Below are 23,484 nucleotides of genomic sequence, written 5' to 3'. Positions count from 1 at the left end.
ACTTAGAGAATCGATGGAGTTCCATGCAGCCGCAGTGGCACAAAAAAGTCATGCTCCACTTCGCTTGCCGGCAATGGACGACTGAAATAATATCCCTGAATTTCGCGGCAATCATTTTGCATCAGAATATCCAGCTGTCCTTTCGTCTCGATCCCTTCCGCGATCACTTCCATCTTCAGATTTTGAGCCATCGATATGATCGTGGCCACAATCGCCTGATCACTCCGGCTCTCCGTAATATCCGTCACGAAGGAACGGTCAATCTTTAACTTATGAATTGGAAAATGCTTCAAATAACTCAGCGAGCTATATCCTGTCCCGAAATCATCCAGGCTGATTTTGACTCCAAGCGCTGTAAGTTCATTCAGAATACCTGTGGATACGGATGCATCCATCATCATGCTCTCTGTAATTTCCAATTCAAGATAGCGGGCATCGAGGCCCGTCTCCGTGAGTGCATTTTTGACCTGCTCCACTAGGTTGGATTGATGAAACTGCTGACTAGACAAGTTAACGGATACCGGAATGAGTGGACCGCCACTGGCATGCCAAAGTTTCATCTGTCTGCACGCTTCGCGCAATGTCCAGTTCCCGATCTCATAGATCAGGCCTGTCTCCTCAGCTAGTGGAATGAACACATTCGGAGACAGAACGCCTTTGTCTGGATGATTCCAGCGAATCAAAGCCTCCACGCCGATCATACGGCTGTCTTCTGTACGTATCTGGGGTTGATAATACAAGACCAGCTCATCTCGTTCCAGTGCCTTGCGCAAATACCCTTCCAGTTCAATTCGTTCATACAGCTCCGAATCCAGTTGGGCCGTGTAAAACTGAAAACCGTTCTTGCCGTTTTTCTTGACTTCATACATGGCAGAGTCTGCATGCTTCAACAACGCATCCGCTCCTGTTCCATGATACGGATACATTGCGATCCCGATGCTGGCTGTAACGTAAAAGTCATTTTCCTTTAATCGATAAGGTAGCTGAATCGCTCGAACAATCCGTTCGGCCAGTTCGGCCACCCGTTCTTCATTCCCCTGCTCATTGGTAACAACCAGTGTGAATTCATCGCCCCCCATACGAGCAAGCATGACATTATCCGTCGCGTTCGGGTCTGAATCTTGGATTGCACTCATAATTCTGCTGCTCACTTCTCGAAGAAACATATCTCCAATGGAATGTCCCAGAGAGTCATTAATCATTTTGAAACGGTCAATATCCATCACCATAACCGCAAATGAACTTCCTGCTGCCCCCGAAGTCGCGATCGTGCTCTCCAGCACATCATCCAGCTTGCGTCGATTAGGGAGCCCGGTCAGCGGATCATGCAGAGCCTGATGGCGGATGCTTTCCTGAGCCTGTTTCTCCTCGGTGACGTCTTTAATCAGAATATGGCTTCCCTGATGTTTACCATCAATCAGTACAGGTACTACAGCGATACTTAGATCAAGAAGATTTCCCTGAACGTTTTTCATTTTGCCCATGAAATGCTGCTGCTCACGGCTATCATCATCCCATTCCACATGATGCATTTCACTTGCCCAATGAATATCAACATGCTGTGAAATCTCATCAATAGAATGATGTATGATCTCTCTTTCCTGGTATCCTGTAATACGTGTGACTGCAGCATTAATCCCCTTGATAGCCCCTTGCTTATCCACCGAAATAATGGCATCTGAATGGTTTTCGTACAAGGCTTGATACCACTGTTCATTTTCATGAATCCGGCGATCCTTCTGAGTTAGACGCTGATTAATAAAGATACCGAACAAGGTCAACCCTAATGCAATAAAAGTACCCGCTGCGATCAGATACGCAAGAAGTGAAGGCTCAATCTGCATCCCCGAACCAGCCATTGCATCATGTGCATGATGAAATTGTGCAGCTGACATCCCCGTATAATGCATTCCCGAGATGCCCAGCCCCATAATGAGTCCGCTGCCCATCTTGTACACCCATGTATAACGTGACTGATGCTGCCGGAAGAAAAACATGAGCCACAAGGCAGCAAATGAAGCTAAAGCTGCGATCAGGATGGATAACAACACTATGCCTGGTTCATATGTGATGGTAACCGACATGGCAGCCATTCCGATGTAATGCATGCTGCTAATGCCTGCGGTCATGAGCACCCCTGCGATCAGGAGCTTGCTTATTTTACCTGACTGCTGACCTGCAATATTTAACGCAACACCAGATGCAATGATTGCAAGCAGAACGGATAGAAAGACCTCACCTGTGGAATACGACACATGCATGGGAAGAACAAAAGCCAGCATGCCCACAAAATGCATGGACCAAATTCCCAAACCCATAGAGACTGCGCCGCAGGTAAGCCAGACATTTCGGGACATGCCCTTAGCCAGACTTACTCGGCCCGCAAGGTCAAGCGCTGCATAAGAAGCCGACGCTGCAATAATGTAAGATAAAATAACCAGTTCTAAGTTGTACGTTCCATGTAGGTGCTCCACTCACTTTGTCCTTTCAACCGGGAAATGCCTTGTATGTATGCAAAATGTAAAAAAAAGCGAGTGCGCTGTCTGGATGACAGGCACTCCCTCCACATCATTTGTCTGGAGACCACCGACTTATTATAAAGCCAAAGTCATACATCTCTAACCCGTTAATATTGATGTATATAGTCTAAACGTCCCAGACGTGAAAATCAACACTTTTTTCCAGATAAAACGAATGTTTAATATTGTCGAATTCCCATTCACCACGCGCCTTGCAGGCGCTTATCCCTCCATGCCATCCTTTCCTCGCCACCTTATTCACCTTGGACCAGTTTTGCCTTCTTGCGAACTTCTTCGGTCATCGTCTGTTCATAGCCCTTCACATCGAGCTTGTTGAATTCCTTCACATATTCATCCCAGACCTTGTTAAAGTCAGCCGGACTGGAGAGGACTAGTTTGGGCACATATTTCTTTTGCAAATCTGTACGTTTCTGTCCATAGATATGGGCTGGGGAACCTTGATCAAAAGCAATGCTCCAAGCCGGGTACCATGGACGTTCATCCGGCGCAGCGAACAGTTGAGAGAACGTCTCCACGCCATACTTCTCCAGAATGAGCTTATCTCCATCCGTATAGGAGAATTGGGCAACTTCGGGTTGTCGTTCTACACCGACAGAATTACCGTCAGGCAGAGTCGATCCATTACCGTAACGCGGCCAGCTGTACTCAAAATATTTGAATCCGAACGATTGACGGAACTCATCTGAATCTGTTTTCCGGATCATTTCCGCAGAGCGCGTAAACCGCCCCTTGTCATCCACTTCGTAGGTTTCTCCTTCGATCCCCCAGTTGGACAGAATCTGATTCTCATCCGTTAATAGGTTATCGAAGAATTGGATGATACGGACCGGATCTTCTGCACTTACGGTAATGCCAATCCCCCGGTTATTAACAAAGCTCGGCGGATCAGTATACTGATCCTTGGTGTTTGCGTCGTACACAATCGGCAGTGCCATATAACGCAAATCGTCATTACCGGCTTCCTTCAGATTGTTCATTTCCTGCCCTACCTGCCAGGCATAATCAAAGAATCCAAGCACTTTCCCACGGGTCACTTTCGCAAGATACTGGTCATAGTTATCGACAAAGGAGGACTTATCAAACAGCCCTAATGAATTCATTTCATTCAACTTCTTCATCCAGCGTTTGGTCTCTTCGGTAAGCCCATAGTCCTTGGCTTCCTGTGTCTGCATATCCACCATAATGGCCCCATCATTCGGATAACCTGCAAGGTGCATGGCCGGATTAGTGATCGTAAAAAATTTATCATCATACGTCAATGACAGGAATCCAGTCAATCCTTCATCCTTATGTTTGTCAGCGTATTGTTTAATCAGATCCATGTATTCATCCAGTGTGGTGATCTTTGGATATCCAGCCTCCTTCAATACACGCCGCTGTATCCAGAATGCACCTTGATCCACATTCGGATTAGGCAAATAGTTTCCAACCACTGCGCTCATGGGCAGAAAATAAATGTTACCATCTTCCTCTTTCATCAGGTTGTAGTACGACTCATACACCCGTTTAATGTTGGGTCCATACTGATCAATCAGATCGTTGAGAGGAATAAATGCACCCGCATCCACGATTTTGTCAATAGCCCCATCCGGGACCATCACATCCGGGTACTTGTTGCTTGCAATCATCGTTCCAATTTTGGTATTAATATCACCAACCAGGTATTCAATTTTGAAATTAACCCCGGTTTGTTCCTCCAGCTTTTTGCCGATTGTGGTTTCATTTGTATTGATGTCCTTGCCTGAACCCGCTTTAAAATACGAGAATGTCACTTTCTCTGTGCTTACTTTGCCGTCTCCCCCCGCTCCAGCTTCCGGTTTAATCTCACTTCCTCCCCAGGAACAAGCCGTCACCATGGTTAAAGCTAATACTGCCGGCAGCCAGCGCTTCAGCATGTGATTAACCAATATGAACGCACCCTCTTTCCCCCCTCTAATGTAAGCACTCTCATTATAAGGTTGATGACAAACTTTGTTTACCGGATAAACTATAGGTTTATGCCTTAGAATGTTTAATGCTTTGGTGGATTGGATGAATCTTCAAGGGGTAAACCAATTTCCACACGTGTGCCTGTCCTAGGAGCGCTATCGATCTGAATATGGAACCGGCTATCGTAGATCAGCTTCAGACGATAGATGACATTCTGTACACCTACGCGATCACCCATTGAATCTTCCGTTTCCACGTAAGAGAGTAGCTGCTTTCTTTTGTCCTCTGTCATACCTGCCCCGGAATCCTCCACCACACAGATCAGTTCTGTGCCTGTTCGTCGAATACAAAGCCGAATTTCCCCGCCTTCCTTCAGTGGTTCGATCCCATGAATGCTGGCATTTTCAACAAAAGGCAACAATGTCATCTTGGGAATGGAACAATCCGCAGCCTCTGGGTCCAGATCAATCGTATAATCCAGCTTGTGACCAAAACGATATTTCTGGATTTCAAGAAAACAGGTCACATACTCCAATTCCTCCCGTATGCTGACTTTATCCCGATTCCAGGTGAGGGCATTCCGAAAAATTTTAGCCATATGATAAATAATTCGTGCCGTCTCATCCTCATCTTTCATGAGGCTGCGCATGCGGATGGTCTCCAGCGCGTTAAACAAAAAGTGTGGATTAATCTGGCTCTGCAATGCGTTTAATTGGGCATGCCGCCGCTGTAACTCCAAATTTTTATGTTGAATGTCTGCTACATAGACGTCGTTAATCAAACGATGGATCGTCATCGTCATGCGATTGAATTCGGCTGTCAGCTGCCCAATCTCGTCCGACGATTCCGGCTGTCTGATCGGTTCAAATCGCTGATGCTTCACTTTTTCCATGTGTTTCAGTATTCGAGCCAGCCTCACGTGGATTGTGCGTGTCATCCAGATAATAATCCAGGTCGGCAGGATCAGATTGATACAGGCCAGCACAACGACAAGGTGACTGGGTTTGCCCAGTTCCTTGTAAATCTCGGATTCATCGAACATTCCGTTGATTTTCCATCCCTCCATTTCACCGGACAATGGATAGGCCATTTCGAACTCTTTCTTACTTTGTTGATCCATGACATCACTATAATTCACGAGTTGACTGGACCATGGGATACCAGAATCCGTCGAGTAGTCTATTTGTCCAGCCGGATTAATCAGATACAGTTTGCCCTGTACATTAAGGTTGGTGAAAATTTGGCGAATCGTCGACGGCTTCAGATCCAGTCGTACGAACTTTTCCTTCCAGCCGGGAAGAGCTTCATAATAATTGAGTTTGCGTAAAATGCTGAACGTCTGCCGATTCCCTTCAGGTCCGGATCTTATCAGAATGGGTGCGGAGTGTTCACTGTTTGCCAGCAGGCTGTATGGCTCGGACTGTCGAACCTCTTCAGTCAGAAACTCAACTCCCCCGGAAGGCAGTACACTTTTGTTATCCACATATATCGTCAAACCTTGGAGGGAGCGGTAGCCAGAGTAATAGGTATTCAGGATTTTGCGAAGATAAGAATCGTAGGCTTCGATATACTGAACCGGATTGGTGTAATTCACATCCAGCATGTCATTTAATATACTGTCCGTATAAAAGCTTGAGGAAAAATCGGCCGCATTGCGAATTTCCCCCATAAATTGACTTCGAATCTGTTCCATTCCTTTGGAGAGGTCAGCCATTCGCTGGGATTTTACGTTCGCTATGGTCACCTGATAGAAAATAACATTCGTCAGGATAACGGGTACGAGTACAAAGCAAAGATACAAAATCAGCATTTTATCCCGTAGGCGGATATTATTAAAAAAGTTGAGCTTCACGGTGTCATCTCCCTACCCTTCATCCAGAATGCGATTTCGATATTCCGTAGGGGAACATGATTCCTTTTTCTCAAATTGAGTCGCGAAATAGTCACTGCTTCCGAACCCAACCCTCTCGGCAATTTCATATACTCGCATATCCGTCTGACGCAGCAGCTTCTTGGCTTCCTCCATCCGAAGCTGAAGCAGGAAGTCATTGAAATACACGCCATACACCTTGCGGAAGCGTTGACCCAAATAGACCGGGTTCATGTAAAATTCGGAGGCAATACTTCTCAAACTAATATTGCTGCTGTAGTTGGCTTCAATATAATGTTTGATTTTTGTCATGGCACCCCTGTGATTGTACTGACGCTGTTCCGCCAGCTTCCGCGCTGAATCTAGCATGAAAACCGTCAACAACTGTCTGGCCTCAGCCAATGTTCCCCGCTCCGCTTGCCATGCCAGAATGGGTTTGAACGAAGGTATCTCTTTCACATTCGCCTCAGCCGATTTCAGAATCGATAGTACCGCTGAGATCAGTTGGTGGATTGCAGACGTCACTGCAACAGGAGCGTAATTGGCCGTTCTCATATCGGTGAACCATTCACCCATTGCATACTCTAACGCCTGAATCCGTTGTTCCTCCATAAGTGTCAGGAGCTCCTGCTCCTTTTCATGATCGATATGCACCCACTGTACAGACTCATGCAGCATGTTATCATACAGAACGATCCCACTCTTCTCTGAAATAAATTTATAGGAAATCGCCTTCAGTGCGGTTTGATAGGCATGTCCAATGAGTAAAGGTTCATAACAAACCTTCCCGATATATATGCATACAGAGTCATGACCCATTTCGGCGAAGCAGGATTGCATTTGCCCGGCAACCGCATGTAGATTCATTGAATAAGGGCGTAGATGTTCCGCAGTTAACAGAACTCCGATACGTTCGCCGTGCTCTTTTACATGCAGATATGAGCGATTTGCATACATCTTTCCAAGAACAGACTGTACAATCCGGCCAAAATTTTCTCCGTTCCTGGCCCCCGGCCCCTCCTCTTGAACAGTATCCGAAACCTGGAAATGGGGCGTGTTATTCTCAAACAGCAGATATGCCAGCGGATCGTTAGCACTTGTACCCGTCAGTTCAATCCATTGTTCAACCGTTTCCAAATCCGATTCGCCATAAATAAACTGATTAAGTAATCTGACGTATTCCTGCTCACGTCGGGTTTGTTCAGCATGCTTGCGCCGATTCAACTCCTCCGCCAGCTTACGTAAAGTCCTTTCCAGTTCAATCTCATCAATTGGCTTCAAAATATAATCCTGTACCCCGTACCTCACGGCCTGCTGGGCATAAGCAAAATCATTATATCCACTCACGATAATAAAATAGGGCTGTTTGCACTTATTTAGAACCTGCTCATTACGCTCAACCGTGCGCCGGATCAATTCCAGTCCATCCGTCTCCGGCATACGTATGTCCGTAATGACAACGTCAGGCTGTAGCTCTTCGATCCGGGTACTAGCCTCATCCCCATCATTCGCCTCTCCAGCCACTTCGAACCCGCATGCTTCCCAGCGGATCAGTTTTCTAAGTCCTTTTCGTGCGTATACTTCATCATCAACCAGCAGTACCCGGTGCATGTCCATCACCCTTCCCTTTGAATGACAATTGCAGTGTCCCTATATTCATCAGTAAAAAGAAAGCGATTACATAAAATTTTGTATTATTCTGCCTTTTATTGTTAAGGTCTATGTGGTAAAAAGTCAACAGCTTTTCCTGCCAGCATTGCACAACAACTTCCGATATCCGTTATTTCCCAAAAAGAAATGGCATACCAAAAAAGCACAGCCCATAGGCTGTGCTGGTTTGAAGACCTCTACGATTGCACAGGTGCAGTCGTTTGACGAATCACCAGATTGGATGGCTCCGTTATGACTGGTGGAGTATATGCAGGATTCTCAATCATGGCGATCAGATATTCGATGGATTTGATTCCAATGGAATGAATGTTTTGATTAATCGTGGTCAACCCTGGTTTGAACACTTCCGCATAGTATGTGTTATCAAATCCGACAACAGATACATCCTCAGGCACCCGTAAACCATGCTTCTCAATTTCGTGGATCGCACCAAAAGCAGACATATCTGAAGCACAGACTATCCCCGTAGGCTGGTCCTTCAATGCAAGCAATCGGCGAGCTGCCTTACTGCCACCATCGAAAGAATAGTCACAGACCTCCAGATACACCGTTGAATATGGAATGCCGCAGACTCGCAAACCTTCCCGATATCCATCCAGTCGAAGATTCGCTACGGCAGGCCCAAGTGTACCTGAAATATAGGCAATTTTCTGGTGACCCAGTTCATGCAAATGCTTCACACTCATGGCAATGGCATTTGCATTATCCGTCGTTATGTATCCTGCCCGCTTGCCAAACAAGTCGGTATCAACGAACATCGTCGGAATCTCAGCAGTAACCAATTCCTGAATACTCTCGTTGTCTCTTCCTTCCCCGAATACAACAACGCCATCCACATTTCGGCTGCGGCAATGTTTAATAAACGAGTATGTCGGATCATCAAAACGTGTAGATAAGCGAACAAGATCGTATCCGCTGTTTTCCAGCGCTGTTTTGATTCCTTCAAGCAACTCCGATACAAACGGATTGGTAAAAGGAACCGTCAACAATACACCTACCGTCCAAGAACGGCGTTTTACAAGTCCACGTGCAACCACATTCGGTTGATATTTCAATAGTTCGATGGCTATATTGACTTTTTTGCGAGTTTTGTCACTTACATCGGGATAATCGTTCAGCACTTTGGAAACGGTTGCAACAGATACGCCCGCCTCTTTGGCCACATCATGGATAGAAGCCACCTGATCACCTCAACCTCTTTCAAATCCCCTGTCTCCGGCTGCATTCACTATAACATCGGCAGGTTTGTCTACCCATTATAGCTTAAAACAGCCAGAAACGGTATCTCAGCTTCCAGCCAGTATTACCGCTTATTCCTGTTGATCTAATTTCCTGAGATCAAGTGCCAGTTTCTCCATAGTGGTAGCAAAAACCGCAAGCTCTTCTGAACGGGATGCCTGACGCCTTGCTCCCGAAGCAGTGTGCTCTGACTCCTGTTGAACACTGCCCAGCTTCTTCATGATCTGTGCCAGGTTCGACTGAATTTTTCCTTGAGCTTCTCGGGAACTAGCCGCAAGCTTGCGAACCTCACTGGCAACCACCTCGAATCCCCGTCCAAATTCTCCTGCATGTGCGGCTTCAATGGCGGCATTCAAACCCACTAGATGACTCTGATCCGAGATTTCACGAATGATCTCACCCATTTTGCCAATCTGATGAATTTCCTTAGTCAGCTCTTCCAACAGTCCATTGGCCTGATCCTGAGAGGCAGCCGTTTCTCTGGCCACATCAGAGATCGCCTGAGCATTTTCGTTCAATTCACTAATCATGCCCGTCAACTGCTGGGTAATCTGCGTGATCGCCAGCAACGTATGCTGCTGATCTTCAGCGAGTTGATTTAATTTTTCCTTTTCCTTCTTCTCGTAAGCCTCCAATACAAGCTGTGAGTCGAGGTTGAACATTTTACTAAGGGCCTGAATGACCACATGCCAGCGTTCAGGAATGACTTGCTGGAATATGCTTGTTGCAATATCGAGATAAACCATATACGTGCCCAAGTAATAATCTTCGGACAAACCAATGCGGGAATGGACTAGTCCGATTGCAATGCGCTGTTCAATGTATGCATCATCAACTACACCATCGGTCATGGATAACCAGTATAGCTTTTGTGTCTCCTTCAAACGATCGATGGAAGAGAAGCGGGCAATCAGATCGACCAAATTCGGATAATTGCCCACATGATTGTAGAAGTGGTCCACCACTTCGTCCACGACTTTCTCAAAAGCAGGTCGATGATCAGCAAGCAATTGCAGATCTCCGGCGGTCAATCCAATATAATCAAGTTGTTGTTGTCTTGCTATAGCAATACTCATAACTAGTTCTGTCAGCTCCTTAATAACCACAAAAAATATTAAATTGTAAATATCTGTATCGATTATAGACTAAATGACCTAATTTAACATATACCATAAGAACTAATTTGTCATGGAATTGACCTTCTTTGTCAGTTTATTAGTCTTAATTGTACATCTCCCCCATATAAAAAGACCCCTGACCCTGCTGTGAAGGAGCCTCACAGCAGGCGTCAGGAGCCTGATCCGGAATGGTTCGTTGCAGATCAGCGATTCAACAGGCTGCCCACATAACGGAGCAGTTCATTCGCGCTGGCTGCGGTATATCCATGTTCTTCAATCAACCGTTTAATCACTTCATTCATTCGTTTCAGTTGCGTCGCATCTGGTGTCTTGGTTGAAGTTGTAATCTTCACAATATCCTTCAAGTCAGTGAACAGTTTCTTTTCAATCGCTTCACGCAAACGATCATGACTGCTGTATTCGAACTTCCGTTCCTTGCGGGAATAAGCCGAGATGCGGATCAATATCTCTTCCCTGAAAGCCTTTTTGGCATTTTCGGAAATACCGATCTGCTCCTCTATCGAACGCATCAAGCGCTCATCCGGGTCCATCTCCTCATCCGTCAGTGGATCACGAATTTTGGCCCAGTTGCAGAATGCCTCGATATTATCGAGGTAATTTTCGAACAGCGTTCTGGCCGACTCTTCGAACGAGTAGACAAACGCTTTCTGCACTTCCTTCTTCGCCAGCTCATCATATTCTTTCCGAGCCAGGGCAATAAAGTTCAGATAACGCTCACGTTCCTCTTTTGAAATCGAAGCATGCTGATCCAGACCATCCTTGATCGCCCGGAGAATATCCAGCGCGTTAATGCACTGAAGGTTTTGCTTAATCAAAGCACTGGATATCCGGTTGATGACATAACGCGGGTCAATGCCCGACATGCCTTCATCCAAATATTCATTTTGCATCTCACGCAGATCAGCTTCTTTGTACCCTTCGACTTCTTCACCGTCATACATCCGCATTTTTTTGACCAGATCCATGCCTTGTTTCTTCGTTTCTTTCAAGCGGGTAAGTATGGAGAAAATGGCTGCAGTCCGCAGGGCATGCGGTGCAATATGGACATGCTTCATATCACTTTGCTGAATGAGCTTGCCATAAATCTTCTCTTCCTCGGAGACCTTCAGGTTGTAGGGAATTGGCATGACGATCATCCGGGATTGCAAGGCTTCATTCTTTTTGTTGGAAATAAATGATTTGTACTCGGATTCATTCGTATGCGCCACAATCATTTCATCCGCACTGATCAAGGCAAATCGGCCTGCTTTAAAATTTCCTTCCTGCGTCAGTGATAACAGGTTCCACAGAAACTTCTCATCACATTTCAGCATTTCCTGAAATTCCATCAATCCACGGTTGGCCTTGTTCAATTCACCGTCAAAACGATAGGCGCGTGGATCGGACTCGGAGCCGAATTCAGTAATGGTTGAGAAGTCGATACTTCCCGTCAGATCGGCAATATCCTGGGATTTGGGATCGGATGGACTGAATGTTCCGATTCCCACCCGGTTATCCTCGGAAATGGTGACCCGTTCCACTCGCACCTTGCTGATATCACCGCCATATTCGGTCCGAAGACGCATCTGGCAGGATGGGCAGAGATTGCCCTCAATGCGGACACCGATCTCCTTTTCCACTTCGGGACGAAGCTCCAGCGGAATCAGATGCAAGGGCTCCTCATGCATTGGGCATCCGTCAATGGCGTATATAGCACCCTTCTCTGTGCGGGAGAATTGTTCAAGGCCACGTTTCAGCAGCGTTACCAGTGTTGACTTACCTCCGCTGACCGGACCCATAAGCAGCAGAATCCGTTTGCGAACATCCAGACGGCGTGCTGCCGAGTGGAAATATTCTTCCACCAGCTTTTCAATGGACCGATCTAGCCCAAAAATCTCCTGTTCAAAAAACTTGTACCGTTTGTGCCCCCCAACTTCTTCCACGCCAAATGATTCAATCATCTGGTACACTCGTGCGTGAGCCGTCATTGCCGGAGTCGGGTCCTCTCTCAGCAGTGCAATATAATCTTCAAATGTCCCGTTCCATGATAAACGGTCACTCTCTGCCCGATGTTCCGCAACGCGTTCAAAAATATTCATGCTTGGTACCTCCCATGGCTCCTTTAGTGTGATTGTCAACCATTCCGAATGGTATGAAGAAATCAATAGAATTACGGCTTGTGCTTGAATACCAATCTTGCGGTCCGGATTAGTCCCGCCACCCTCTGTCCAAACATCATGTATTGTTGTGAAAAGTGTATTACATACCTATGCGGCAAATCGGATAAGTTGACCTCTTTTTTTCAATCTGCAGGTCTTAATTTGAGGCTTTCCCTGTTCTATCAGACATCTTGTGCGCTCAGAAAAAAAAGAACGGATATGATATAATGAAGGTTCTAAATTCAGAAAACGGAACAATAGTGGCCAGAGACGAGCCACTTCAGGAAAGGAGCAGAAACGATGGCAGTAAAGTACGAAACCGAGTTATATTCGCCTGTAAAGGCTTTTTTCGAACGACGCGGCTACGACGTGAAGGCTGAAGTCAAACATTGTGACCTGGTTGGGGTCAAATCGGATCAGAATGAACCACTCATTGTGGAGATGAAAAAAACATTTAATCTGTCTCTGCTGTTACAGGGAATGCAGCGCCTGAAGCTCAGCCCCTTCGTGTATCTGGCAGTTGAGCGGAACCGCAGCAAGCGTGGTGCCGTGAACCAGCGCTGGGGCGAATTGACCGCACTGTGCAGACAACTTGGGCTAGGGCTTATCACCGTTACGTTCTACAAAACCAAATCACCTCTGATTGATGTGCTGTGCGAACCTGCTGCCCAAGCTCCTATGTCTGGTAGCGGCAGCACCGGTGTCCGTAAAGGCGGTATCCGGCGGCAACGACTGCTGAAGGAATTCGACGAGCGAAGTGGTGACTACAACACAGGAGGAAGCACACGCAGGCAGCTGGTCACCGCTTACAGGGAAAAAGCAATACGTGTGGCTTCCGCCCTTCGCGCTCAGGGAGAAGCCTCCCCCGCCTTGATCAGTAAACAGACTAGTGTGGGTTCCGCTGCGGCCATTTTGCAAAAAAACTATTATGGCTGGTTCGAGCGCTTATCCCGTGGACGATATGTGCTGACGGTTAAGGGTGTGCAGGCACTAACTGAGCATGCTCACATGCTTGAGGATAATGATATGATTGAACGGAGTATAAATGAACTAGAAATGGTTATTTCCTTGAATCAACATGACGACAGTGAGCTTGAGTTTATTGCGGAAGTAGCGGAGCCCTACCTGATCCATGGAAAGAATGACTGAAGCAACAGGTAACGTAGCTTCATGCAAAATGAAGATGCGAAAAAGCCCATCATCTCTAATGGAGATGATGGGCTTTTTCGTGTTTCTATATATTAGGCTATTAGAAGCTTGCTGCTACTTCGGAAGCCAATTTCAGACCTGCTGCTACGATCTCTTGGGAACGGTCAGGTGAAGCATTGTGGCCTTCAACGATAACCAGTTCAGGGTTTTGGATACCCCAGAAGTTCAGTACATTTGTTACATATTTAACGGACATTTCAGCGGATGCCATAGGCTCTACGGAGTAAACTCCGCCACGTGCGTTCAACAATGCCACTTTTTTGTCGCCTACCAGACCTACAGGGCCTTCAGCAGTGTATTTGAACATTTTGCCAGCTTGGCTCAGGTAGGAAATGTAGTTCACCAGTGGTGCTGGAACAGTGAAGTTCCACAGTGGGAATGCAAATACTACTTTGTCTGCTGCCAAGAATTGATCTTGCAATTGTGCTGCCAGTGCAGCTGCTTTTTGCTCTTCAGCAGTTGCTTCGATACCATTAGCGGCTTTGTATCCACCTGTAATTACAGTGTTGCCGTAGTAAGGAATATCTGTATTGTAGAGATCCAGTTCGGTAACTGTGTCACCTGGGTGGGATTCTTTGTATGCGCTCAAAAATGCATCGTACAATTGTACGCTGACTGCTTGATCTGCAGGACGGTCGTTTGCTTTGACAAATAAAATGTTAGACATGTTCGTTCCCCCGTTAGTTAAAATATATGAGTGCTTCTCCTGAACTTGCAATTATTCCAGCTTATATAAAGAAAACAACAACTCATTAATACATATTATATATAAAAATGTTAGTGGATGCAATAACGTAATTACTTTGGGGGTAACCTATTTGCTTCCAAATCCAATGCCTGGAACTTCTGCTGTCCCAAGTTCCAGGCATGAATTTGACCCTACATTCTTTCTTTTCTAAATCCGGTTTAGCTCCGGGCTGTAAACTCTGTTATGGACTCACTGATCAGATTCATGCCAAGCAGCAACTCATCCCGGCCGGGATGACTGAAGTTCAACCGGATGTACCGATGATCCTGTTCACCCGTGGAGCAGAGGGAACCGGGAAGGAAGGACACCCCTTTTAACAGCGCTGCTTTGAGCAGAGCTCCGCTGTCCAATCCATCCGGTAACTGTACCCACAGATACATCCCCCCTTCAGGAATGCTATACTGACTGCCTTTCCAACCCGGGCGCTTCAACAATTCGAGCATAAGCTTGAGTCTGGTCTTATACTCCCTGTTCAGCATGGAGAGATGATCACTCCACTTAAAAGGAGAATGGGCAAGCAGTTGATACAATAACCGCTGATTCATGGGACTGGACTGTCCGTCTGCTATCCGTTTCACGGAGGCCATAGCCTGGATCAAGGCCGGATGTCCGGCAGCCCAACCTGTACGCAGGGCAGGTGCTACAGTTTTGCTAAACGAACCAATGTAGAGAACATGTCCACCCTGATCCGCTGTATCCAGCGCAAAGAGGGAAGGATATTTCCGGTAGAAGTCTGCTGGTTCCAATCCATCGAAATGAAGTTCACCATAGGAATCATCTTCCACGAGCAGTACGCCATAACGTGAACACAGATCAAGAACAGCCTCACGCCGCTCCATACTCCACAGCACGCCAGTTGGATTGGAAAAACTGGGTGCAGCAAAAAGCAGCTTCGGTCTCACCTGCTGCATGTGATGCTCCAAAAGGTCAGGCAAAATGCCATCCCCATCGCCTGTGACGGGCACGATTTTGGCACCTTGCATCTCCAGAACCTCGAGACAGCCTGGAGAGGTAGGATGCTCGACCAGTACGGAATCTCCAGGCTCAAGCAGCAAACGCATCACAAGATCGATGGCCTGCTGAGTCCCTGTGGTCAATAAAATCTGCTCTGGGACTGTCCGTATGCCCTTGCGAGCATTCCAATCGTTGTCCAGCCATTCTCTCAACGGTCTGTACCCTGCCGGCTCGCCATACTGCAATGCGGAGGGTCCGGAACTAAATACAGACACCGCTGCTTCTTCCAGCAGTTTGAATGGAAACAGCTCCTCCGCAGGCAGTTCTTCTGCCAGAGAAATGAAATAATCCCGACCAGACATCTCACGTATGTCCCTCAGCGGTGATGTCAAAAGCCTGTTTGTACGGGAGGCGAAGAAATACTTCATCGGTCCGTTCCCCTTTCATCCCTAATCCGAACTTTGCTCGCAGTCCGTAGCCCCTACAACCTATTCCTGTTGGACACTGAATATGACCAGACCGGACACTTGACGAGTCATCGTACATAGGGATTCATGGAACCATGCTCGTCAGGATACGGTTTTGGTCTGCCTCGCATATAAAGCGTAACGTTCAATCGCCTGTGCCCTGCTGCTTACATCCAGTTTCACGTATATTTTACGCAGGTAATTATCAATCGAACGTCTGCTAACGTTAATCTCACTGGCTATTTTATCATAGGTTACGCCCTGAACAATTCTTTCCATGATAAAAGTTTCGGTTTCTGTTAATTCAACAATAAGTTCTTCTGCCGGAGATTCGACAGGCTGGGCCCATTCCGAGCTGGCTAACCACGATAAAGGAATGGATACACATCCCTCACGCAGCCCGGAAATCAGATGAATCAGCTGGCTAGGGGAAGCCTGTTTGGACAGCATACCACTAGCACCAAGACTGATCAGATGACGAAATAATTTTACATTGTCCTCGTCCGTTAGAATAATGATGTGACTATGAGCCGACAGATTTTTCATTTGGGATATATACTGATCCGCCTGGCCCTCAGGAAGCCGGTAATCCATCAAAATCAGATCGGGCTGGTGAATGTTCACCAGGTCAAGACCTTCGGACCCGGTCGAAGTCATCCCCCGTACCAACAGATCCTGCTGTTCTTCCAAAATCAATTTTGTTCCCAGCATGCTGGTGGGGTGGATATCTACGATGACCACCTGCCATACTTTTTTCATTGTTGTTCCCCCTGTTATGTATTGGACAAATTCCTTTTCTACCATCAGCCATGATGATGCCTCTATCCTTGCGACAGTCCGTGTATAGAAGAAGTAAAAGTCGGATAATGTCGAAAAATAGAAAAACACTTGATACAGCTGTAAGAACAGCTCTATTTCTACTGTATTTTGCTGTCGTCACATCAGGACTTTTGTCTTCCCAAGCGAAGAAAGATCAAAATATAGTATAAATTTCCTGCATTTCTATCTAAAAAAGTCGAAAAACTTGCCCAAAGTTCCTACTTATTGCATCTATAAGAAATTGTATCCTAGGACTTCCTTCCGATGCAATCTCTTTTTATCCTATTACTCAAAGAATTTCATTTTTGCGTAATCAATAGTGGCATGATAGAATGAGGACTGGAAAATTTTTTGTACCTATAAATAACCAGGAGTGATGATATGAAACCTTCTGTCCAACCCTCTGACATCCATCACACCCGGAGCGCCAAAGGTAAGGCCGGATCTTCAGTCAAGCTGTTTCTGGTCATGTGGATTGTTCTCATTGCACTTGGAGTACTCGGAACCTACTATTATAGTAACCACCTCCAGCAACAGATGATTAATCAGCTTCAGACCCATAATCAACAGCAGATTGCAGCGCTCAAAGCCGACTACGAAAAGCAGCTAACAACGATATCCAAGGAAGTAGCGGACCTGCAGGGCCAGGTGCAGTCCTTTAATGAATTACTGACTTTCACCAAGGATAATGCAAACGATAAAACCGACAACAGCAACAAATTGTATACCCAACTGAGCGAAGTCAAAAAACAACTGGAGACACTCCAGAAAAAGATGGACCTGCTCAAATGATTACACCCGTAAAAAAGGTTAATCGTTTATTTATGCTTGCACTTGCTCCTTTTGTTGGATTGATGTTATGCATGCTGCTGATTCGTCCTCCGCTTGAACCGGGAGACTTCATTCATTCCGGTCTGGCTGAAGAGAATGTTACACCCCGGACCCAGGCAATTAGCCAAGAGCTTGCAGGGGCAAAAGAAGCTGCTGTTCAGACTTCTTCTTCTATTAAAAGAACAACACAGCTGTACAATCAGACAACGAGTACGATGTCGACGCTTGTACAGAAGGCTACGGTTCAAGCCGCTCGCCCGGAAACGATCTACAATCAACGGATCTCATCCAAGCTGGGCGTTCCGTTTGAACGGATAGACAGTGATCGAGTTACGATTGAACTCTATAGGGTCAATCCAGGCGCCTATAAGGGCTATGCGATGAAAATCAAGCTAAAAGACCCCATGGCCATGAAGATGGCTCTGGACAGCGAGCCAGGCCGATCTGAGACAACTATGCAGGCGGTCAAGCGCAGCGGTGCCATTGCCGGAATTAATGCCGGAGGATTCGCCGACAGCGGCGGAAAACGGTATCCGCTGAGTACTACCGTTATGGACGGCAAGTATGTGAATGGTTTTCAGGCCAGCTTTAAGGATCTGTTTTTTGTAGGTCTTGATGATGCCGGTAAGCTGGTAGGCGGTAAATTTTTCGACAAAAGTTCCCTGGATCGCCTACAACCCCAATTTGGTGCCACATTTGTACCCGTGCTCTTGCAGAATGGACAAAAAACGGTCATTCCCGCCAAATGGAAAGTCTCACCCAAGCGGGCTCCACGCACCGTGATCGGCAACTACAAGGACGATCAATTGTTGATTATCGTTGTTGACGGGTATAACGAAGGGGGCAGCTCAGGAGCCACCCTGGAAGAGCTGCAAGGACGTTTGTACAAACTTGGCGTCATGGACGCCTATAATCTGGATGGCGGCGGATCGTCCTCACTCATCGTGAACAACCGGGTTGTGAATAACCCTTCGGATGGGAGCCTCCGACCGGTACCTACTCACTTTTTATTTTACAAATGATGGAGTGAAGCATTTCTTTTCTTCCTATAATGGTTATAATAGAAGTAAAGATTTTGCAGGAGGTGCTATGGTATGTCATTTTCACTGACATTTTGGATTATTGCAATTGTATTGGCTCTCTTCCTTACAGGCATTCTCACTTCATCCTACAACAATGACAAAACTAAGGGCCTTTAAGGGCCAAGCCTCTCCTGGTGAGAGGTTTTTTCATTTTATAATGGGTCAAATAAACAAGCTAAACAAGAGACAAGGCTTAAAAGAATGCTTCAATTCTTCTAAGCCTTGTCTCTTGCTGTACAGTCGTCGTTTAACACAACATCCATGGAATGAAGAGGGGGCAGCGTCGTCAATAGCTAACCGCCTTTTCACCTTGGGCTTGTGCAAGATATGCTGACTGTACCTTGCTGTTTACCGACCCGCCCTCCACCAGTGTCACGTAGATGCGTTCATGATCAACAGGCTCTCCGGCAATAATCTTGATTAATTGTTCGGCTGCCAGTGCGCCCCATTTTCGTTTGGAATAATCAATCGTGACCAGTCTTGGCTGCACATATTTGCTAAGTTCAATATTATCAAATCCGATAATATCAATCTCCTGACCAATGTTTAACTCGCTATCAGCGAGCCGGTCACACATCCCAATCGCCATCTCGTCATTGAGACAAAACACCCCAACTGGTTGAGTATATTCCTGAATAATACGTTCGGCTGCCCGTTCTCCGCCACTCTTCTCGAAATCTCCGGTAATTTCGATCCATTCCACATTCGCTTCCCGCTCCGATACTTGCCTCACAGCCTTCAACCGCTGAGCCGAGTCAAATGAACCTTCAGGACCTGTCACGACATAGATCTTCGTGTGTCCCTGTTCGATCAAATGCTCCATCGCAAGGGTTGCTCCTGCCTTGTTATCCAGTAGAACCTGATTAATATTGGGGTGATCCAGTTCCCGGTCAAGAACGACAATCTTGTGTCCTATGTCTGCATATTGCATTAGTTCCTTGCTCGCAAATGTATGATCCAGAATGACAGCACCATCAATCATTCGCTCCGGAAGCATTCGATGAGATTGTTTCCCGCTGCACACAATCAGGTCGTACCCTTGCGCGTTACATACAGATTTCATACCACTAAGTAAGTCTCCATATACATCCCCGCTAAAATCCGTCAGAAATACACCCAGAATTTTGGATTCTCTCTTCTTCAATGTTCTGGCAGCAGCATTGGGAACATAGTTCAGCTCTTTGGCGATAGCCAAAATTTTGGAACGGGTCTCATCTGTCACTTTGTTGCTACCATTCAGAGCGTATGACACGGTAGAGATCGAAACTCCCGCCTGTTTGGCGATATCCTTGATACTGACCACATTCTTCGCTCCCCTGTTATGTTCATCAGGCCCTTCGAAATCGAAGGACCTGACATCTAAAATATTTATACTTGATAAAATAGACTAACGTTTACACGATTAACTGAAAATCTCAATCACGTTATTCTCGCTCAGGCTCTGTTCAAGCTCCTTACGTGAAATACGCAGTCCACCAAGACGATAAGGTTGTTGCAACCTAGTCGCATCCAGTTCCTTGCCATTCAGCACAATACGTTGTACGGCCTCTCCGCTGAGATGATAGACGAAGGTTACCTTTTTGCCGGCAAATTGGAAATCAAAATGCAAGCCATCCAAGCTGACAGGTAACACAGGGTCCAGAACCAGATCTTCTTCCTCCTGGCGAATACCCAGGGCGTTCGAAATGAGCTGATTCATGTAGATTCCCGGTCCACTGGAGTAGATTCTCCAGCCGCCCTTCACCTGCACATCTCCGGTGCGAAGCTTATCGAACTGCTCCTGCGCTGCATAACGGTTGTTGAATTTCCCGTCAGAACTGCTGAAGTAGGCATTACTCTGGCGTAGATCTGCGTTAGGAACAGCTTCCTGAATACCCACTGGATTGATAATGCCCAGCCCATTCCAGACCTCATCCGGGTTGCCCAGCTTCGCCATGGCTTCAATATAACGGATGTGAGCATGAACATATTGCAAGCCCACTTCACGTCCGAAGTTGGATGCCTGCTCTGCACGTTTGAAATGAGTGCTGACGCCGCCATCATATTGTGCTGGACGATTCATCAATCTGACACCATCCGGGCAGTACAGCTTGTCCTTGATCAGTTCATAATGGGATTGCGCTTGCTCAGGTTCCAGCAACTCGGCAATCATGCTGCGTGTCATCGGCAGCAAACGGTACTGAATACCTGTCTCGCTGTCATCCGGATGCAGCATGCGCTTCGCTTGTGCCGGATCTTCCATATATACAAAGCCCGGAATCACATCGGTATCCAACATATACTTGCTGAAGTCCCTTTTCACACCCGCTGCCATATCGCTTAATTCCGAAGAAAGCTCCGGTTTCACAGGCGCAAGCGCTCTGGATAGCTGCTTCAACGTTTGATAGGTGAGCGCCACAGTCCAGCTGCTGACCATATATTGCTTCAATTGAGCATTGGCAGGCTGTAATGTATCGTCCCAGTCCCCGTCACCATATGAAGAGAGGAATGTATCATGCAGGAAATGACTGCGGATATACTCCAGTTCTTTCTGGGCATGCTCCAGCACGCTGGCTGTCTGATCAGTAAAGTCAAAACCATGTTTTACGGTATAAGGTACTTCCTCATTCAGAATCGAATAATCCTTGGTGGCAATCAGATAATCACTTAGCACTTTGAGAGGCCAAACAATAATGTCACCATGGCTTTCTTCCTGCTGAACTTTGAAATAACGATCGAACATAAACCATTGCGGCCAGTTACCGTCATCCTCATACTGATGCGAATATACCGTCTTCAGAATGTCGCGAACCTGCTCATACTTTTGTGTAGCCATAAAGTATTCGACCGGACCCTGGCAGACATCCCGTGTACCCCAAGCTGCACCGCCATATTGCTCCAATCCGTGAGGAACAGAGTAATGCACCAGCATATTGTGGGTGTACCACCATGCAAGAGCATTCACTTTGAACAACTCATCTGCTCCTTGCTTCTGAGGTTGAGACAAATGGAACCCATTCATCACTTCTGCATAGAAGGTACGATAAGCTGCCACTTCCTCTTCGAAGCTGCGTGTCGAGGATGCAATCTGTCCTCCTTCCAACAGCCCTTGAATGGTCAATGTCCATTCAGCACTGCTGTCCAGTCGTAAAGTCGTCAGTGAGTCGTCGCCTGCGTTTACTCCACTAGCCAGTTCAGTCTCATCGCCAACCGTCACTCCTGCTCCGCTTACCCGCATGCGGTACTCAAGATTAGGATATACTTCGGCACTGAGGGAGCTGTGATCTGCCTTGAAGCTCAGTTCACCATTCTGCTCGGTAACATGAACGGGAAGTTCATATTCATTCACATTCATCGTAATCTGATTGGTGATCAGGTATCGGTAAGCTGTTCCTTTTTCCGACTTCACATGAAGATGTACTTCAGGAGTATCCAAAGTTGTATAATTTGTGATGATCAGCGTATCCTCAGCTGTTTTGTAATACCAGCGAACATAGTTGAAGCCCATTTCAAACAGGGAAGGCATCGTGAGTAGGTGGAAGATTCCTTCAACCTCGACGTAGATCCGCTGACCGGATGATTTGGGTATGTTGAGTGCGCTACGTGCATTGCTCATCATTTTATTGAAGTTCGTATTTCCCACAACCACATGGGAATTGAAGATACCATACATATAGGAAGACGTTGTGATTACGTTCTGACCCAGCTTCACATTGTTACCACTCATCAGAATATGTCCATGCGGACGTTCCACACGCATTTCCTTTTCCTTGAGCACAATATGCTCATACGTATCTGTAAAGAACGCCAGCAATTTACCATCCGCGCGCTCCTCTTGATGTCTCTTCAAAGACGGGAAACGGGAATTCACTTCTTCTTCGGTCATCGATAAAGTAGGCAATGGTTCACCCATTACCGGATGGAGAGATACTTTTGGGAATACGTTGGATACTGCTTGTACCGTGCTTGTATTCTCTTGACGCTTCGCTTCATACTCGTCCCAAGCCTGTTGGAGAACATCCTGGTATTCGAGTTCCTTCACCGCTTCAGCGTGGTTGGCCTGAAAGAGTCCATAGAACACAAAGCGAGCTTCGCCACTCAACACCACTTTTTCGGACTGCAGAGCTGTGTATGCAAATTCATACTGGTACACTTCATTCGCAAGTGTTGGCTTACCCAGACTTTCAGGGACATTCGTCTTCTTGTAACTCAAGCCAAAGAACTGAAATCCATCTGTGGAGTAACCTGCTGCACGGGTTAATGAACCCTGTTGAAGATAAGGAAAAGCCCCGCCCTGCGGTTGATTCTGCCGTGAAGCTACGATATATCCAAGTTTCGCATCCTCAAATACGGCATGGTCAATATATTGCGACAAGTAAGCCTCATTGCTGCGTACCGCACCTGGATCAGCATTGCCGACATCCTGGCCATAGACCACGTCGACCTCTTCTCCATTACCGTTTACGGTTACATCCCAGAACCATACACCTTGTGCTGTTGGAGCAAATACAACCTGATAGCCTACGCCCTCAGCGGTACCTGTCCATACCATACGACTGCCGTCAGTGCTCACCTGGCTGTCGGAGTGAATGCCAAGCATTGGCACAAAACGAATGCCGGATTCACTGTGAAACCGCAAGTATAGATTGTTCATGGAGCCGTCCACCGGACTAGCCATCCACTGATTAATCATCGTTGTTCCACTTACAGCCTTGAACAAATCACCGCTTTCCCAGAACGTAAAGCACAGGTCGCCGGATTGTACGTTGATTTGAGATTTATTCATGGTCTTCATATATCTATTCATATCCTCCTATCCTGCCTTGTTCCCTGCTGCTGAACAGAAGAGAAGAAGGCAGTGCAGATTTG

15 protein-coding genes are annotated in these 23,484 nt (G+C 46.6%); 3 read left to right on the top strand and 12 right to left on the bottom strand.

Going from position 1 to position 23,484, the window contains the following annotated elements; all coding sequences use genetic code 11:
• Positions 1 to 2 precede the first annotated feature (2 nt).
• From AC4PM4_RS18970 to AC4PM4_RS18940, 7 genes are all read right to left on the bottom strand, one after another.
• Entirely contained in the window at positions 3 to 2,474 is a 2,472-nt protein-coding gene (locus AC4PM4_RS18970) for an EAL domain-containing protein (protein ID WP_491614286.1), read from the bottom strand.
• Positions 2,475 to 2,773: 299 nt separating this feature from the next.
• Positions 2,774 to 4,435, bottom strand: a complete 1,662-nt coding sequence (locus AC4PM4_RS18965; protein ID WP_491614285.1) for an ABC transporter substrate-binding protein — start codon at positions 4,433 to 4,435, stop codon at positions 2,774 to 2,776.
• A 116-nt stretch (positions 4,436 to 4,551) separates the two neighbouring features.
• Positions 4,552 to 6,321, bottom strand: coding sequence for a sensor histidine kinase (locus AC4PM4_RS18960; RefSeq protein ID WP_491614284.1), 1,770 nt, complete (start codon positions 6,319 to 6,321; stop codon positions 4,552 to 4,554).
• Positions 6,322 to 6,333: 12 nt separating this feature from the next.
• Complete coding sequence (locus tag AC4PM4_RS18955; protein WP_491614283.1) at positions 6,334 to 7,950, bottom strand: response regulator; 1,617 nt, start codon at positions 7,948 to 7,950, stop codon at positions 6,334 to 6,336.
• A 236-nt stretch (positions 7,951 to 8,186) separates the two neighbouring features.
• Positions 8,187 to 9,191, bottom strand: a complete 1,005-nt coding sequence (locus AC4PM4_RS18950) for a LacI family DNA-binding transcriptional regulator (RefSeq protein WP_063564263.1) — start codon at positions 9,189 to 9,191, stop codon at positions 8,187 to 8,189.
• 129 nt (positions 9,192 to 9,320) lie between these two features.
• Entirely contained in the window at positions 9,321 to 10,325 is a 1,005-nt protein-coding gene (locus AC4PM4_RS18945) for a globin-coupled sensor protein (protein ID WP_063564262.1), read from the bottom strand.
• 245 nt (positions 10,326 to 10,570) lie between these two features.
• Complete coding sequence (locus AC4PM4_RS18940; protein ID WP_063564261.1) at positions 10,571 to 12,466, bottom strand: PrkA family serine protein kinase; 1,896 nt, start codon at positions 12,464 to 12,466, stop codon at positions 10,571 to 10,573.
• 360 nt (positions 12,467 to 12,826) lie between these two features.
• Here AC4PM4_RS18940 and AC4PM4_RS18935 point away from each other — a divergent pair, with 360 nt between their 5' ends.
• Positions 12,827 to 13,675 (top strand): DUF2161 domain-containing phosphodiesterase, encoded by an 849-nt coding sequence (locus AC4PM4_RS18935; RefSeq protein WP_491614282.1) that lies wholly within the window; start codon positions 12,827 to 12,829, stop codon positions 13,673 to 13,675.
• A gap of 100 nt (positions 13,676 to 13,775) precedes the next feature.
• On the opposite strand, the gene AC4PM4_RS18930 is transcribed toward AC4PM4_RS18935, so the two are convergent.
• The 3 genes from AC4PM4_RS18930 to AC4PM4_RS18920 all read right to left on the bottom strand — a co-directional run bounded on the left by AC4PM4_RS18930 (position 13,776) and on the right by AC4PM4_RS18920 (position 16,663).
• Positions 13,776 to 14,402: an FMN-dependent NADH-azoreductase gene (locus AC4PM4_RS18930; RefSeq protein ID WP_063564259.1), complete on the bottom strand. Its 627-nt coding sequence runs from the start codon at positions 14,400 to 14,402 to the stop codon at positions 13,776 to 13,778.
• A 239-nt stretch (positions 14,403 to 14,641) separates the two neighbouring features.
• On the bottom strand, positions 14,642 to 15,865 hold the full coding sequence (locus tag AC4PM4_RS18925) for an aminotransferase-like domain-containing protein (RefSeq protein ID WP_063564258.1): 1,224 nt from the start codon (positions 15,863 to 15,865) through the stop codon (positions 14,642 to 14,644).
• 141 nt (positions 15,866 to 16,006) lie between these two features.
• Positions 16,007 to 16,663 (bottom strand): response regulator transcription factor, encoded by a 657-nt coding sequence (locus AC4PM4_RS18920; RefSeq protein WP_063564257.1) that lies wholly within the window; start codon positions 16,661 to 16,663, stop codon positions 16,007 to 16,009.
• Positions 16,664 to 17,104: 441 nt separating this feature from the next.
• Here AC4PM4_RS18920 and AC4PM4_RS18915 point away from each other — a divergent pair, with 441 nt between their 5' ends.
• Positions 17,105 to 17,515, top strand: a complete 411-nt coding sequence (locus AC4PM4_RS18915) for a hypothetical protein (RefSeq protein ID WP_063564256.1) — start codon at positions 17,105 to 17,107, stop codon at positions 17,513 to 17,515.
• Positions 17,512 to 18,576: a phosphodiester glycosidase family protein gene (locus AC4PM4_RS18910; RefSeq protein ID WP_491614281.1), complete on the top strand. Its 1,065-nt coding sequence runs from the start codon at positions 17,512 to 17,514 to the stop codon at positions 18,574 to 18,576. Before AC4PM4_RS18915 ends, AC4PM4_RS18910 begins: the two co-directional genes overlap by 4 nt.
• Positions 18,577 to 18,922: 346 nt before the next feature.
• On the opposite strand, the gene AC4PM4_RS18905 is transcribed toward AC4PM4_RS18910, so the two are convergent.
• Both AC4PM4_RS18905 and AC4PM4_RS18900 read right to left on the bottom strand, forming a co-directional pair.
• Complete coding sequence (locus AC4PM4_RS18905; RefSeq protein ID WP_063564254.1) at positions 18,923 to 19,939, bottom strand: LacI family DNA-binding transcriptional regulator; 1,017 nt, start codon at positions 19,937 to 19,939, stop codon at positions 18,923 to 18,925.
• A gap of 99 nt (positions 19,940 to 20,038) precedes the next feature.
• A complete protein-coding gene (locus AC4PM4_RS18900; protein ID WP_491614280.1) occupies positions 20,039 to 23,410 on the bottom strand; it encodes a GH36-type glycosyl hydrolase domain-containing protein in 3,372 nt (1,123 codons plus the stop codon).
• Positions 23,411 to 23,484: the final 74 nt, after the last annotated feature.

Source organism: Paenibacillus sp. MDV22-iso6, from assembly GCF_058408365.1.
This window is presented reverse-complemented; position numbering and strand designations above follow the sequence as displayed.

Excerpts from the sequence above, each read along its gene's own strand:
- AC4PM4_RS18925 (WP_063564258.1), bottom strand. The coding sequence starts at position 15,865 with ATGAAGTATTTCTTCGCCTCCCGTACAAACAGGCTTTTGACATCACCG.
- AC4PM4_RS18930 (WP_063564259.1), bottom strand. The coding sequence starts at position 14,402 with ATGTCTAACATTTTATTTGTCAAAGCAAACGACCGTCCTGCAGATCAA.
- AC4PM4_RS18955 (WP_491614283.1), bottom strand. The coding sequence starts at position 7,950 with ATGCACCGGGTACTGCTGGTTGATGATGAAGTATACGCACGAAAAGGA.
- AC4PM4_RS18915 (WP_063564256.1), top strand. The coding sequence starts at position 17,105 with ATGAAACCTTCTGTCCAACCCTCTGACATCCATCACACCCGGAGCGCC.
- AC4PM4_RS18935 (WP_491614282.1), top strand. The coding sequence starts at position 12,827 with ATGGCAGTAAAGTACGAAACCGAGTTATATTCGCCTGTAAAGGCTTTT.
- AC4PM4_RS18900 (WP_491614280.1), bottom strand. The coding sequence starts at position 23,410 with ATGAAGACCATGAATAAATCTCAAATCAACGTACAATCCGGCGACCTG.
- AC4PM4_RS18940 (WP_063564261.1), bottom strand. The coding sequence starts at position 12,466 with ATGAATATTTTTGAACGCGTTGCGGAACATCGGGCAGAGAGTGACCGT.
- AC4PM4_RS18945 (WP_063564262.1), bottom strand. The coding sequence starts at position 10,325 with ATGAGTATTGCTATAGCAAGACAACAACAACTTGATTATATTGGATTG.
- AC4PM4_RS18910 (WP_491614281.1), top strand. The coding sequence starts at position 17,512 with ATGATTACACCCGTAAAAAAGGTTAATCGTTTATTTATGCTTGCACTT.
- AC4PM4_RS18920 (WP_063564257.1), bottom strand. The coding sequence starts at position 16,663 with ATGAAAAAAGTATGGCAGGTGGTCATCGTAGATATCCACCCCACCAGC.
- AC4PM4_RS18965 (WP_491614285.1), bottom strand. The coding sequence starts at position 4,435 with ATGCTGAAGCGCTGGCTGCCGGCAGTATTAGCTTTAACCATGGTGACG.